This window comes from Palleniella intestinalis (assembly GCF_013166595.1).
Classification (GTDB): domain Bacteria; phylum Bacteroidota; class Bacteroidia; order Bacteroidales; family Bacteroidaceae; genus Prevotella; species Prevotella intestinalis.
In genome coordinates this window covers 224740-239176 of record NZ_JABKKG010000001.1, presented here as the reverse complement: position 1 = coordinate 239176, position 14437 = coordinate 224740, and the positions used below count along the sequence as shown (strand labels likewise).

General features: G+C 43.9%; 11 protein-coding genes. 10 read left to right on the top strand and 1 reads right to left on the bottom strand.

Translation table 11 applies throughout. The features are described from left to right. Nucleotides 1–343 precede the first annotated feature (343 nt). The 10 genes from HPS57_RS01045 to HPS57_RS01000 all read left to right on the top strand — a co-directional run bounded on the left by HPS57_RS01045 (nt 344) and on the right by HPS57_RS01000 (nt 12939). A complete protein-coding gene (locus HPS57_RS01045) occupies nt 344–1792 on the top strand; it encodes a trypsin-like peptidase domain-containing protein (RefSeq protein ID WP_172179329.1) in 1449 nt (482 codons plus the stop codon). Nucleotides 1793–1873: 81 nt separating this feature from the next. After that, nucleotides 1874–2857, top strand: coding sequence for an AAA family ATPase (locus HPS57_RS01040; RefSeq protein ID WP_135938694.1), 984 nt, complete (start codon nt 1874–1876; stop codon nt 2855–2857). After that, nucleotides 2857–3726 (top strand): DUF58 domain-containing protein, encoded by an 870-nt coding sequence (locus HPS57_RS01035; protein ID WP_172179327.1) that lies wholly within the window; start codon nt 2857–2859, stop codon nt 3724–3726. Before HPS57_RS01040 ends, HPS57_RS01035 begins: the two co-directional genes overlap by 1 nt. A gap of 29 nt (nt 3727–3755) precedes the next feature. Next, entirely contained in the window at nt 3756–4850 is a 1095-nt protein-coding gene (locus HPS57_RS01030) for a BatD family protein (protein ID WP_253946419.1), read from the top strand. Nucleotides 4851–4854: 4 nt separating this feature from the next. After that, complete coding sequence (locus HPS57_RS01025; protein WP_172179325.1) at nt 4855–5853, top strand: vWA domain-containing protein; 999 nt, start codon at nt 4855–4857, stop codon at nt 5851–5853. Next, on the top strand, nt 5853–7559 hold the full coding sequence (locus HPS57_RS01020) for a VWA domain-containing protein (protein WP_216653356.1): 1707 nt from the start codon (nt 5853–5855) through the stop codon (nt 7557–7559). Before HPS57_RS01025 ends, HPS57_RS01020 begins: the two co-directional genes overlap by 1 nt. Nucleotides 7560–7563: 4 nt before the next feature. Next, nucleotides 7564–10122, top strand: coding sequence for a BatD family protein (locus HPS57_RS01015; protein WP_172179323.1), 2559 nt, complete (start codon nt 7564–7566; stop codon nt 10120–10122). 28 nt (nt 10123–10150) lie between these two features. After that, complete coding sequence (locus HPS57_RS01010; RefSeq protein ID WP_172179321.1) at nt 10151–10792, top strand: MBL fold metallo-hydrolase; 642 nt, start codon at nt 10151–10153, stop codon at nt 10790–10792. Nucleotides 10793–10807: 15 nt separating this feature from the next. Continuing rightward, on the top strand, nt 10808–11374 hold the full coding sequence (gene ruvC, locus HPS57_RS01005) for a crossover junction endodeoxyribonuclease RuvC (protein ID WP_172179319.1): 567 nt from the start codon (nt 10808–10810) through the stop codon (nt 11372–11374). Beyond that, nucleotides 11362–12939, top strand: coding sequence for an ATP-binding cassette domain-containing protein (locus HPS57_RS01000; protein WP_172179317.1), 1578 nt, complete (start codon nt 11362–11364; stop codon nt 12937–12939). Before ruvC ends, HPS57_RS01000 begins: the two co-directional genes overlap by 13 nt. A gap of 186 nt (nt 12940–13125) precedes the next feature. On the opposite strand, the gene glyA is transcribed toward HPS57_RS01000, so the two are convergent. After that, a complete protein-coding gene (glyA, locus tag HPS57_RS00995; RefSeq protein WP_172179315.1) occupies nt 13126–14406 on the bottom strand; it encodes a serine hydroxymethyltransferase in 1281 nt (426 codons plus the stop codon). Nucleotides 14407–14437 lie beyond the last annotated feature (31 nt).

The following is a 14437-nucleotide window of genomic DNA, read 5'->3' as shown; positions in this document are numbered from 1 at the left end:
GGCTTTTTATTCCGATAAATCCTATTTTTACAATCAATGGGGAAGCTTTTGTGTCGGTTCTTTTCTGGTTCTTGCATATCTTTGTGAACATTTTATATTAATTTTGTCCAAATTTAATGGTCATAGTTGTAAAGGAGTATTTAAGGGGCATGGTTAATTGTTAAAATCGGACAAATATGTTAGTGGATGTTTGGAGTTTACCGTCTTCTGCCTTACCTTTGCATTAGCCGAATGATAAAATGTTAATAGAGATAAACAATAATGCATCGGTAAAATTATACACGAACACTTGTCCACTAAACTGTGTTCCTTGGTTAGAAAGACATAAAACCATATACATAAGATGAATAAGAAATTTGTTTTAAGTGCATGTCTCATCGCTGCGACAATGTCTGTCAGCGTGAATGCAAATACTCCAAGTGCACCGGTACTCCCAACTATCCCTGTTGCAGGGCAGGCTGTTGATTTGACAGTAGCTGCCGAAAAGGCATTGCCTTGCGTGGTGCACATCAAGTACCTTCAGAATTCCAAAGTCCGTGAGGTAGAGGTTCAAAGTGACCCTTTTGGAGATATGTTTGACCCATTTGGATTTTTCGGTGGCAGACAGCAAGGGCAGAAACGCAAGGTGCAGACTCCTAAACGTGAGGGAGCGGGCTCAGGAGTGATTATCAGCAAGGACGGCTACATTGTCACCAACAACCATGTGGTTGACGGAGCCGACGAACTTACAGTCACACTTTCCGACAACCGCGAGTTCTCAGCACGTATAATCGGTACTGACAAGGCTACGGATTTGGCACTGATAAAAATAAATGCTTCCAATCTCCCTGCGATAACTGTGATTTCTTCCGATGACATAAAGATAGGAGAGTGGGTTCTTGCCATCGGTCATCCTCTTAATCTCCGTGCGACAGTTACAGCCGGCATCGTCTCTGCAAAGGCACGTAGCCTTGGTGCAAATGGTGTGGAGGCATTCATACAGACAGATGCTGCAATCAATCAGGGTAACTCCGGTGGCGCACTTGTCAATGCAAGGGGAGAACTTATCGGTATCAATGCCATGCTGACATCTCCTACAGGTACAAATATCGGTTATGGCTTTGCCATACCGACAACTATCATGAATAAGGTTGTTGCCGACCTGAAGCAGTACGGTAATGTGCAGCGTGGCCTGATTGGAGTAAGCGGACAGGATGTGCGCAGCTACATTGACATGCAGAAAGAGGAAGGCAAGGAAGTTGACCTTGGCACAAACGAGGGTATCTACATTGCCAAAGTACAGGAGGACGGCGCAAGTGCCGATGCCGGCATACAGGAGGGTGATGTCCTTACCTCTATCGATGGTCATAAGATAACAAAGATGGCGGAACTGCAGGAGTATCTTGCAAAGAAGCGTCCGGGAGACAAAGTCGTTGTGACCTACGTACGCAAGAAAGCAAAGAAGACTGCAACCCTCACATTGAAGAATGAGCAGGGCAACACAAAGGTTGTTAAGGACAAAGACCTTGATATCCTCGGTGCAAACTTCCGCTCTGTCAACGAGAATGAGAAGAAGGAACTCGACATCACTTACGGCTTGAAAGTAGGAAAGGTGAACTCCGGCAAGTTCAAGGAAGCTGGTGTGCCTATGGGCTTCATCATACAGAAGGTTAACGATGAGAGTGTTAAGACAATCGAGGATCTTAACCGAATTGTCAAGGAGTCAGGAAAATCCAAATCTCCTGTACTGTACATACAAGGTATCTATCCGACAGGAAAGAAGGGGTATTTTGCAGTACCTTTGGAGGACTGATATGAATAAGAGCATAAAGGATGTGCATTCCTCCAAAGGTGGGGGATGCACACTTTCACTATAATAAAAACGTAAAACAAAATGGATATCAGAGAATTAAACATAAGAATAGAACAGGAGTCCGGATTTGTCCAGAACATAGTGAATGGCATGGACAAGGTGATTATCGGGCAGAAGCATCTTGTCGATTGCCTGCTGATTTCGCTCCTTTCCGACGGTCATATACTGCTTGAAGGTGTTCCGGGCTTGGCGAAAACACTTGCAATCAATACTTTGGCGAAACTTGTGCAGGCAGATTTCAGCCGTATCCAGTTCACTCCCGACCTCCTTCCTGCAGATGTCATAGGTACGATGATCTACTCACAGAAGGAAGAGAAATTCCAAGTGAAACAGGGACCGGTATTCGCAAACTTCGTGCTTGCTGACGAAATCAACCGTGCACCGGCAAAGGTACAATCGGCACTCCTTGAGGCTATGCAGGAGCATCAGGTGACAATCGGCGACACATCGTTCCGCCTGCCGTCGCCGTTCCTTGTTATGGCAACTCAGAACCCGATAGAGCAGGAAGGCACTTATCCGTTGCCTGAAGCCCAGATGGACCGTTTCATGCTGAAGGTTGTCATTGACTATCCTCAGTTTGAGGAAGAGAAACTCATCATCCGTGAGAATCTCGCGGGTAAACTTCCGGAGGTTTCTCCGGTCACAACGACACAGGAGATAGAGCGTGCGCGTGAGATTGTCCGTGAGGTATATATCGATGAGAAGATAGAACAGTACATTGCTGATATTGTTTTTGCTACACGTTTCCCGGCACAATATGGTCTTGACGAATTGAAATCACTCATTTCGTTTGGCGGTTCGCCACGTGCTTCGATCTCTCTTGCCAAGGCAGCACGTGCGTATGCCTTTATCAAGCGTCGCGGATATGTGGTGCCTGAGGATGTACGTGCCGTGGCTTATGATGTCCTGCGCCACCGTATAGGACTCTCTTATGAGGCAGAGGCAACCAACGTGACAGCGGAAGAGATTGTGTCACAGATTATCAATAAGATACAAGTTCCATAATGAATACCAACGAGATACTCTCACGAGTTCGAAAAATAGAAATCAAGACCCGAGGATTGAGCAGCAATATCTTTGCGGGTCAGTACCATAGTGCTTTCAAGGGACGTGGTATGGCATTCTCTGAGGTGAGGGAGTATCAGTTTGGCGATGATATCCGTGATATAGACTGGAATGTGACGGCCCGTTTCCACCGTCCTTATGTCAAAGTTTTTGAAGAGGAACGTGAACTTACGGTGATGCTTATGATTGATGTTTCAGGTTCCCTTTCTTTTGGTTCACAGCATCAGTCAAAGAGCGAAATGGTTACCGAGATAGCCGCTACATTGGCGTTCTCTGCCATCCAAAACAATGATAAGATTGGTGTTGTGTTCTTTTCCGACCATGTTGAGAAGTATATTCCACCTAAGAAGGGCAAGAAACACATTCTTTATATTATACGCACATTGCTTGATTTCAAACCGGAGAGCAACCGTACGGATATTGCCGGGGCTATAGAGACTCTTACACGCATGCAGAAACGCCGCTGCACAGCATTCCTGTTGTCGGACTTCTATCAGCAGAAGTCTTTCAAAAAGGAACTGCAAGTCTGCAACAGAAAGCATGATGTTGTGGCGATACAGGTCTATGACCATCGTGACAATGAGTTGCCTGATGTAGGATTAATGAGAGTAAGGGATGCTGAGACCGGATACGAGCAATATCTTGACACATCTTCCAAAGCTGTCCGTACGGCATATAAGGCAAAGTGGCTGGAGAGACAGGCAAAGATAAAAGAGACATTCTCACACTCCGGAGTAGACTATGTATCTGTCTCTACTGCTGATGATTATGTGAGAAGTCTGATGATGTTGTTCAAGAGACGCAGTTAGACGAATGTCAGGCGATATTTAAGAAAACTATGACAGACAGACTGTACAAAATACTAATGATTCTCATGCCTATGCTGTTTGGCGTAGGTATCGCAGGGGGTGTCCATGCTCAGAAAGTACAGGTAGAGGAAAGGATTGACAGTATGGAGATTCTTCTCGGTGACCAGTGTCACTTGTATCTTACTGTAACGGCAAAGGACAAATCCATTCTGATGATTCCGGACTTTACCAATTCACGGCAACTTATGCCGGGCATAGAAGTCTTGGAGCAGGCAATGGTGGATTCTGTAATGCTTGATGACGGATGGGCACGTACCACTTATGAATACACAATAACATCGTTTGAGCCGAAATTGCATTATATAGCTCCACTGAGTGTCATTGTTGACGGCAAGAAGTATGTCGGCAACAAACTTGCATTGAAAGTGCTGGATGTGCCTGTCGACACAACAAAAATGGAGCAGTTCTTTCCTCCAAAGGATGTACAGACCAACCCGTTCCTTTTAGATGAATGGATTCCGCTGATTATCCTTTATGGAATAGCGTCCTTTATGGCAGTGTTGGGAATGCTTTCCTATCTGTTGAAGAAAAGCAACAAACCGATACATATCTCTTTCAGGATAGTGAAGCGTGTGCCGGCACATGTCAAGGCAATCACGGCCATCGACGAACTGAAGCAGGAACGCATGGTGGCATCTGACAATCAGAAAGAATATTATACCCGCCTCACTGACACTCTGCGTAAATATCTTGAAGAAAGATTCGGCTTCTCTGCCATGGAGATGACGACAGCGGAAATAATAACGCGCTTGTCAAAGGAAGACCCGATGAAGGTTGCCGAGCTGCGTGAGCTGTTTGAGACAGCCGACCTTGTAAAGTTTGCCAAATACTCAACCCTTATAAATGAGAATGACCGCAACCTTGTCTCTGCAATAGATTTCATAAACTCTACAAAGACTGAAGAGGTGGTTACGGAGCAACGTGAAGAAACAGCATTGACAGAGGATGAAAAGCGCAAGAATATTTCTTTCACAGTATTGAAATATACTGTATATCTCTCTGTGGTTGTTGTCATTGCATTGCTTGCCTATATCCTTTGGCAGGTAGTATTACTTATAGAATAGACACATGGAATTTGCGAATAAAGAATATATGCTCCTGCTGCTGTTGCTGATACCGTACCTGATATGGTATGTGCGTTTCCGCAAGCATACAGAAGCAACAATGACACTCAGTGATACATGGGTATTGAAAGATGCTCCCAAGACATTGCGCCAGCGTCTGTCATGGCTCCCAATGGCATTGAGATGCCTTACGCTTGTGCTGATTGTATGTGCGTTATGCAGACCACAAACACATAATGCGTGGGACGAAAAGACAGTGGAAGGTATAGACATCATGCTTGCAATGGATGTGTCGACATCAATGCTTGCTGAGGATCTGAAGCCTAACCGTATAGAAGCAGCAAAGAATGTTGCATCGGCATTCATCTCAGACAGGCAGAACGACAACATCGGATTGACAATATTTGCCAGTGAGGCTTTCACGCAATGTCCTATGACGACAGACCACGCGGCCCTGCTTAATCTGCTGAAGAATGTGCAGACAGACATTGCGGCACGTGGACTGATAGAGGATGGTACAGCTGTCGGTATGGGACTGGCAAATGCAGTGACGAGGCTTAAGGATTCCAAGGCAAAGTCACGTGTTGTCATACTTCTTACAGACGGTTCCAATAACCGTGGCGAGATTTCACCGATGACAGCAGCAGAGATAGCCAAGAGCCTGGGTATACGTGTCTATACCATTGGTGTCGGAACAAATAAAGTTGCGCCTTATCCTACGATTGTTGCAGGTAGTGTGCAGTATGTCAACTTACCCGTTGAGATTGACACAAAGACTCTTGAGGATATAGCGAAGAAAACGGACGGCAATTTTTATCGTGCGACAAACAACAAGGAACTGAATCAAATCTATCAAGATATAGACAAACTTGAACGTTCAAAGCTCAGTGTAAAGAAATTCTCTAAGCGGTATGAGGCTTTTCAGCCTTTTGTCATTGCGGCTATACTTTCATTGCTGCTTGAGGTTCTTTTACGATTAACATATTTCAGAAGGATTCCATAATGAGATTCGAAGATTCTACATATCTTATATTATTATTTGTTATCCCGGTGCTTTTTGCATTGAGGTTCTGGATGCTTTGGCTGCGCAGCAAAGCATTACGACGCTGGGGCGGCAAGGAGTTGACATTGCGACAGATGCCTGATGTATCACGACATCGTCCTATGATAAAGTTCTGCCTGCTTATGGTGGCTTTGGCTCTTATGATAGTCATGATTGCCCGCCCACAGATAGGTACAAAGGTTAGCAATGAGAAGCGCAATGGCATAGAAGCAATAATATGTATGGATATATCCAACTCTATGCTTTGTGAGGATGTTCAACCGTCAAGGCTTGACAAATCTAAGATGCTTGTTGAGAATATGGTGGAACATTTTGTAAATGACAAAATCGGTCTTGTCGTCTTTGCCGGTGATGCATTTACTCAGTTGCCGATAACAGCAGATTATGTCTCTGCAAAGATGTTTCTTCAGAGCATAACACCTTCACTCATAGAGGAACAAGGTACAGACATTGCAAAGGCTATTGAATTGGCACAAAACAGTTTCACGAAACAGCGGAATATAGGAAGGGCAATAATCGTTATCACTGACGGTGAAGACCATGAAGGCAGAGCCATGGAGGCTGCAAAAGCAGCAAAGAAGGCTGGAATAAAAGTATTTATTCTTGGCGTTGGTTCCGGTAGCGGTGCACCAATCCCAAATGGTGAAGGTGGATATATGACAGATAATTCAGGCAATGTAGTCATGACACGTTTGAATGAACAGATGTGTCGCGACATAGCGTCAGCAGGAAGTGGTACATACATCCATGTAGACAACACTAATGAAGCGCAGGAAAGATTGAACTCTGAATTGGCAAAGATGCAGAAGAGTGAGGTCAGTTCTGTAATATATAGTGAGTATGAGGAGCAGTTTCAGGTTGTTGGATTAATCGCCATATTGCTTTTGGTGCTTGAAGTCCTTGTATTTGAAGCGAAACCATCATATCAAAAAGCCATGAATCTGTTCAAAAAGAAGCATCTTGTCATGGTTGCTATGTTGGTACTTGCCCCGGCCGCCTCTATGGCGCAGAATGACCGCATGTTGATTCGTCAAGGAAACCGCCAATTCCATTCTCAGCAGTATGAAAAAGCAGAGGCAACATTCAGAAAAGCGGTTGCCGTAAAGCCAAACAATCCTGAGGCTCAGTATAACCTTGGATGTGTATTGATGGCACAACAGAAGGATTCCATGGCAATCAAATGTTTCCAAAGAGCAGGAGAACTGCAGCCTAACAAGTTGCGCCGTGCACAGGTCTATCATAATATTGGTGTTATCTTCCAGCAACATAAGCAATGGTCTGAGGCTATAGAGGCATATAAGGAATCATTGCGCATGAATCCGAAAGACAATGAGACACGTTATAATCTGGCATTGTGCATGAAGCAAAAGAAGGATAACGACAAGAACAAAAAGAATAAAGATAAAAATAAAGAAAAAAACAACAAAGATAAGAACAAGGATAATAGCGAGAATAAAGACAAGAGTAAAGATAAGGACAAAAATAAAGAAAAAGACAATCAGCAGCAGACTCCACAAGACAAAATGAGTAAGGAGAATGCTGAACAACTCTTGAATGCTGCGATGCAGCAGGAGCAGGCTACCCAGCAACGGTTGAAGAAAGAACAGACGCAGCCACGTCGCTCCCGTCATCAAAAGAACTGGTAATTTTATGAAACGACTATACTCTTTTTTTATACTGATAATCTGCATAGCTCATGCAGCTGCGCAGACTATAAATGTGACTGTGCCACAACATGTTGCTGTCGGTGAACAGTTCAAATTGATGTATACCATACAGACGAAGGATGTGAAAGGGTTCCGTGGTGGCAATGTTCCTGATGGAATAGATGTACTGATGGGGCCTTCTACAAGTACGCAGTCAAGTTTCCAAATGGTTAACGGTCATACAAGCAGTTCTTCTTCCATAACCTATACTTACATATTGTCAGCTGAAAAGGCGGGTACATATACGATTGGTGCAGCGCATGCGAAGGTGTCAGGAAAGGATGTTGTGTCAAAGGCTGTGAAGATAAAGGTCAGTGGACAAGCCCAAGCAACGAATAATGGTGGAAGGATGCAGCAACAACATGGTGCACAGATTCGTCAGGCAGGTTCGAGAATATCTGGAAATGACTTGTTTATAAAGGTGACTGCCAACAAAAAGACGGTCCATGAGCAGGAACCGATATTATTGACATATAAGGTCTATACACAAGTAGAACTGACACAACTTGAAGGCAAAATGCCTGATTTGACAGGATTCCATACTCAGGAAATAGCTCTGCCACAGCAGAAATCTTTCCATATTGAGAATGTAGATGGACGCCCTTATAGGTGTGTCACATGGAGTCAGTATGTGATGTATCCTCAGATGACAGGAAAGTTAGAAATTCCGTCAATAACGTTCAAGGGCATTGTCGTACAGGAGAATACAAATGTGGATCCGTTTGAAGCTTTTTTCAATGGTGGCTCCGGATACATAGAGGTAAAAAGGAATATTGTGGCTCCTTCTGTCAATGTCAATGTATTACCTTTGCCGACTCGTCCTGCAGGATTCTCAGGAGGAGTCGGAACATTCTCCATTTCCAGTTCATTGAACAAAAAGATGGTAACAGCCAATGACCCTGTTACATTGCGAGTCGTAATCAGTGGTAATGGTAACCTGAAACTGATAAAGCAACCTGTTGTCCAGTTTCCAAAAGATTTTGACAAATATTCCCCAAAGTCATCTGATAAGACGAAATTGACAGGAAATGGATTGGAGGGCAGCATGATTTATGATTACCTCTTTGTGCCAAGGCATCAAGGAGAATACACAATTCCTGCTGTTGAATTTACGTATTATGATATAGAAGCAGACTCTTATAAGACTATAAAGACACAACCGCAGACAATTAGTGTAGCTCCAGGAAAGGGCAATGCAAACACTGTTGCCGATTTCTCGGAGAAAGATGAAGATATCCGAGGCTTACATTATACTGATGACCATACACTGAAGCGGGATATTATCTTTGGAAGTGCTGTTTACCAATTTGTTATAGTTCTTATAACTTTAGGATGTCTTCTTCTTATATGGATATTCCGTAAGCGTGCCGTCTCAAATGCAGATATTGTTGGCATGAAGGGAAAGAAAGCCAATAAGGTGGCAGTAAAGCGTTTGAAGCGTGCTGCAAAACTTATGAAAGAGCAGAAGGAGTCAGAATTCTACGATGAGGTGCTACGCGCTTTGTGGGGGTATGTTGGTGACAAACTCAATATACCTGTCTCTGAGCTTTCACGCGAAAATATTACAGAGCGTCTTGCAGCACGTAATGTAGGAAAGGGAATAATAACAATATTTGTTGATGCTATTGACGAATGTGAATATGCCCGATACGCACCGGGAGAAGCGTTGGGAAAAATGTCTGCTGTTTACGAAAAAGCTATGAATGGAATAACTGATATCGATGATTTCTTGAAATCCGGCAAATCGAAGAAGTCAAATGGGGCGGCATTTGTTGTAATGCTGCTGATGGTTCTGCCGTCAGTGGCAATAGCTAACAACACTGCGTCAGGTGCATACGTTAATGGTAACTATCAGCTTGCAATAAAGCACTATGGGCAGCTTGTAAAAAAAACACCATCTGCTGAAAATTACTACAATCTTGGTAATGCATATTACCGCAGTGACAATATTGCGCAGGCACTTATCGCATACAACAAAGCATCGCTTCTTGCCCCTGCTGACAAAGATATAGCGCATAATCTGCATGTGGCACGCTCAAAGACTATTGACAAAATGCACCCAACAGCAGACACTTTCATTGTAGCTTGGTGGAATGCCTTTGTACAAATGTTCAATACAAATGTTTGGGCTGTTATGGCAATAGTATCTTTGATTGCTGTTGCTGCTTTTGTCCTGATATTTTTATTTGCGGACATTGTCATACTCCGTCAGATAGCATTCTTTGGTGGAATTGCCATGTTTGTCTTGTTTGTGCTGTGTAATTTGTGTGCCTATTCACAGTATCGGGCATTAATAGCCAACGATGGGGCGATTGTGATAACAACTGACAGTGCTGTAAGAAAATCTCCGGAAATGAAGTCGCAGGAAGAAACTGTAGTGCACGAAGGCACGCACATGAAGATAACGGATGAGACAATAAAAGGCTGGTATGAAGTGCGCCTTGATGACGGAACAGAAGGCTGGGTATTGGCAAATACAGTTGAAAGGATAGTCATCCCATAAATATAAATAGTTACATTCATAAAATATTATGCTGAATATAAAGACATTTGAGGTTAATCCACTGCATGAGAACTGTTATGTTGTCAGCGATGATACAAAAGAATGTGTCATCATTGACTGTGGTGCATTTACACCTGAAGAGCAGAATGAGATAATAGACTACATAAAGTCCGAAGGGTTAAAGCCTAAGCACCTCGTTGCAACACATGGGCATTTTGATCATAACCTTGGCATAGATGCCGTATACAAAGAGTTCGGACTGAAACTTGAAATTCATCGTGGCGATGAACGCGTAATACGTGAGATAAAGGAGCAGGCAGAAGCCATGTGTGGAATTGTTGTCGGTTTTGTTCCACAGATAGGTCAATTCCTTAATGGTAATGACGAGATTAGTTTCGGGTCGCATACAATGAAAGTCATTGCTACTCCTGGGCATTCTATGGGAGGCGTATGCTACTATTGTGAGGAAGAAGGTGTGCTTTTTTCTGGAGATACCCTGTTCCGTTTGTCAATTGGCAGGACAGATTTCCCGGGAGGCTCTATGTTCATGATAATAAATTCCCTTCGTTATCTGTGCCAATTGCCTGACTGCATTACTGTCTATCCAGGGCATGGGCCACAGACAAATATGGGATATGAGGTTGCCCACAATCCCTATTTGGATCGATAATAAGAAAGTCATTTGATGAATCCACCTGAAAAGATAATCTTGGGTATTGATCCAGGCACGAATGTTATGGGATATGGTGTACTGAAAGTTGTCGGCAACAAGGCTGCAATGGTAAGTATGGGCGTGATTGACATGAGGAAAATGAGTGACCCGTATCTCAAATTGGGGTATATCTTCAAACGTGTGACAGGAGTCATAGAAGAGTATCTGCCTGATGAACTTGCCATAGAGGCTCCATTCTATGGGCAGAATGTACAGTCGATGTTGAAACTCGGCAGAGCACAGGGAGTGGCGATAGCTGCTGCTATACAGCGTGATATACCTATCCATGAATATGCTCCTCTGAAGATAAAAATGGCTTTAACTGGCAATGGGGGAGCTTCAAAGGAACAAGTTGCAGGCATGTTGCAAAGAATGCTTAACATAAACAAGGATGATATGCCAAAGTTCATGGATGCTACCGATGCGCTTGCTGCAGCATATTGCCATTTCATCCAAATGGGCAAACCGGAGACCGGAGCAAAGCATTATGGTTCATGGAAGGATTTTGTCACGAAGAATTCTTATAGATGCAAAAAATAATAGATATAGAGAATGGGGTGTGCCGTATGCCGCAATGGAGAATGGCTAAACCTGTAGATTTTACTCTCTGTCAGGGAGAACATATCGCTATTGTCGGACCTAATGGCGGTGGAAAGTCCATGCTTGTCGATATTATCACTGGGGCACATGCATTGCAGCCAATGAATCCGGTGCATTATGACTTCGCTCCACGCAAGGCTAAAATGGTTTCCGATAACATAAAGTACATGACTTTCCGCGATTCTTATGGCACCGCGGATGGCACATACTATTATCAACAACGCTGGAACCAGAATGACATTGAAGAGTCTCCTCTTGTTTCCAACCTTCTTGACGAGGCTTTCCGCATAGCAGAGGAGGGACTTGTGCGCAAGACAGTCGTTGATAAGTTTGTTGTCAGGGATGAGACTCTTGAGCAGGAAAGGCAAAGGCTTGCAGAGGAAGAAGCTGACCGTAGAGCCATGCACAATGAACTTGAGAAAGTGCGTAAGCGTCTGTATGACATGTTCAATCTTGAAACCCTCCTTGACAAGCATGTCATCTTGTTGTCAAGTGGAGAGTTGAGGAAATTTCAACTGACCAAGACTCTTTTGACAAACCCTCGTGTGCTTATTATGGACAATCCATTTATTGGGTTGGATGTTACTGCGCGCCAACAGCTTCATGATTTCCTGAGAGTACTTGCCTCAGAAACAACAGTGAGCATCATTCTTGTTCAGTCGAAAAGTGATGACATTCCGGATTTCATTACTCATGTAGTTGAGGTAAGGGATATGGTTGTTGGTGAGAAAAAGTCTCTCGCACAATATAAGGAAAATGTCAGTCCTGTTCCTGAACATGTTCTTGATGAATGGCGGGAGCAGCAGATAAAATCATTGCCGGACACTTGCATTGATGCAGAAAGTATTGTTGATTTCCATAATGTAAATATCCGTTATGGTTCACGCACAATACTGAAAGACCTTTCACTTTCTGTGAAGCTTGGTGAGCATTGGGCACTGTCTGGTGAAAATGGTGCTGGCAAGTCAACACTTCTTTCTATAGTCTGTGCCGACAATCCTCAGGCTTATGCCAATGAGATTGTGCTTTTCGGACATCAGCGTGGAAAAGGTGAGTCTATATGGGACATAAAGAAGCATATCGGATACATATCACCCGAAATGCATCGTGCATTCCAACGTGACCTTCCATGTCTGCATATTGTTGCGTCGGGAATGTCTGATATGAATGGATTGTACCGAGCACCGAAAGCACACCAAATAGAGCAATGCCTTTTCTGGATGAGAATCTTTGGTGTGGAGCATGTTGCAGAAAGGACATTCCTTAAACTTTCGAGTGGTGAACAGCGTCTTGTACTCCTTGCCCGTGCATTTGTCAAAGATCCGGTACTGCTTATTCTTGACGAGCCATTGCATGGTCTTGATTTATATAATCGGCGTATGGTGAAAGACATCATCAATGTTTTCTGTCGGCGTCCTGGTAAAACATTAATTATGGTAACACACTATAAAGATGAGTTGCCAGACTGCATTGACCATGAGATATTTCTTAAACGAATGAGCTGACGGAGTTTGTCTGTTTTGTATGTCAGATGTTTCTTAATGAAAAATATAAAGATCCGAAATCTATTTTGTATGATATATGAATAAGGGAATGACATGACTTTGTCATTCCCCTATTAAATTTGTATTATATCATGTGAATGTCTAATGTTTGTGCATGGACCGCTCATTATAAGCGATATAGGTCTTTTACCACGCAAACATTGGATAATCCGCCATTACATCGTTGACACGCTTGCGTACAGCAGCGATAACCTCTGGATTCTCAGGGTCGTTGAGTACAGTTTCAATAAGTTCTGCGATAAGAACCATCATATCCTCTTTTGCACCACGTGTTGTCATTGCAGGAGTGCCAAGACGGATTCCTGATGTCTGGAATGCAGAACGTGTGTCGAATGGAACCATATTCTTGTTAACAGTGATGTCAGCTGCAACGAGAGCATTCTCAGCAACCTTACCTGTCAGTTCAGGGTATTTGGAGCGGAAGTCAACAAGCATAGAGTGGTTGTCTGTTCCACCGGAAACGATTGTGAATCCACGCTTCATCAGTTCGTCGGCAAGCACCTGAGCGTTCTTCTGCACCTGCTTTGCCCACTCCTTGAATTCCGGCTGGAGAGCTTCTCCGAATGCAACAGCCTTGGCAGCAATGACATGCTCCAACGGACCGCCCTGTTGTCCTGGGAACACAGCTAAATTAAGAAGTTGTGACATTTTCTTTACCACACCCTTTGGTGTTGTATAGCCCCAAGGATTATCAAAATCCTTACCCATAAGGATGATACCACCACGAGGACCACGCAAAGTTTTGTGAGTTGTGGATGTAACGATATGCGCATATTTCACAGGATTGTCAAGTATGCCTGCAGCAATAAGGCCGGCAGGGTGTGCCATATCAATCATGAGCAGTGCACCAACCTTGTCAGCAATCTCGCGCATGCGCTTGTAGTCCCACTCACGTGAATAAGCCGAGCCACCACCGACAATGAGCTTTGGCTTATTTTCGATAGCGAGCTTTTCCATGTTGTCATAGTCGACACGTCCGGTCTCTTGGTTGAGTTTATAGCCAATAGGGCGGTAAAGTATACCGGAGGTATTCACAAGAGAACCGTGTGAGAGGTGGCCACCATGGTCAAGATCCATGCCCATGAAACAGTCTCCAGGTTTCAGGACAGCAAGGAATACGGCAGCATTTGCCTGTGCGCCGGAGTGAGGCTGTACATTGGCGTATTCTGCTCCGAACAGTTCGCATACACGGTCTATTGCAAGTTGTTCCACTTTATCCACTACTTGGCATCCGCCATAATAGCGTTTGCCCGGGTAGCCTTCTGCATACTTGTTTGTAAGGCAGGAGCCCATAGCCTGCATTACCTGGTCACTAACAAAGTTCTCACTTGCGATGAGCTCCATGCCTTTATGTTGGCGCTGGTGCTCCTGGTCGATTAAATCGAAGATTACTTGATCTTTTACCATTGTCGTCTTTTACCTATGTTTGGGTTAATGA

What these genes read in the sequence shown, in the direction of transcription:
- HPS57_RS01015 (WP_172179323.1), top strand. Translation starts at nt 7,564, where the DNA reads ATGAAACGACTATACTCTTTTTTTATACTGATAATCTGCATAGCTCAT.
- HPS57_RS01020 (WP_216653356.1), top strand. Translation starts at nt 5,853, where the DNA reads ATGAGATTCGAAGATTCTACATATCTTATATTATTATTTGTTATCCCG.
- HPS57_RS01025 (WP_172179325.1), top strand. Translation starts at nt 4,855, where the DNA reads ATGGAATTTGCGAATAAAGAATATATGCTCCTGCTGCTGTTGCTGATA.
- HPS57_RS01030 (WP_253946419.1), top strand. Translation starts at nt 3,756, where the DNA reads ATGACAGACAGACTGTACAAAATACTAATGATTCTCATGCCTATGCTG.
- HPS57_RS01010 (WP_172179321.1), top strand. Translation starts at nt 10,151, where the DNA reads ATGCTGAATATAAAGACATTTGAGGTTAATCCACTGCATGAGAACTGT.
- HPS57_RS01040 (WP_135938694.1), top strand. Translation starts at nt 1,874, where the DNA reads ATGGATATCAGAGAATTAAACATAAGAATAGAACAGGAGTCCGGATTT.
- HPS57_RS01045 (WP_172179329.1), top strand. Translation starts at nt 344, where the DNA reads ATGAATAAGAAATTTGTTTTAAGTGCATGTCTCATCGCTGCGACAATG.
- ruvC (WP_172179319.1), top strand. Translation starts at nt 10,808, where the DNA reads ATGAATCCACCTGAAAAGATAATCTTGGGTATTGATCCAGGCACGAAT.
- glyA (WP_172179315.1), bottom strand. Translation starts at nt 14,406, where the DNA reads ATGGTAAAAGATCAAGTAATCTTCGATTTAATCGACCAGGAGCACCAG.
- HPS57_RS01000 (WP_172179317.1), top strand. Translation starts at nt 11,362, where the DNA reads ATGCAAAAAATAATAGATATAGAGAATGGGGTGTGCCGTATGCCGCAA.
- HPS57_RS01035 (WP_172179327.1), top strand. Translation starts at nt 2,857, where the DNA reads ATGAATACCAACGAGATACTCTCACGAGTTCGAAAAATAGAAATCAAG.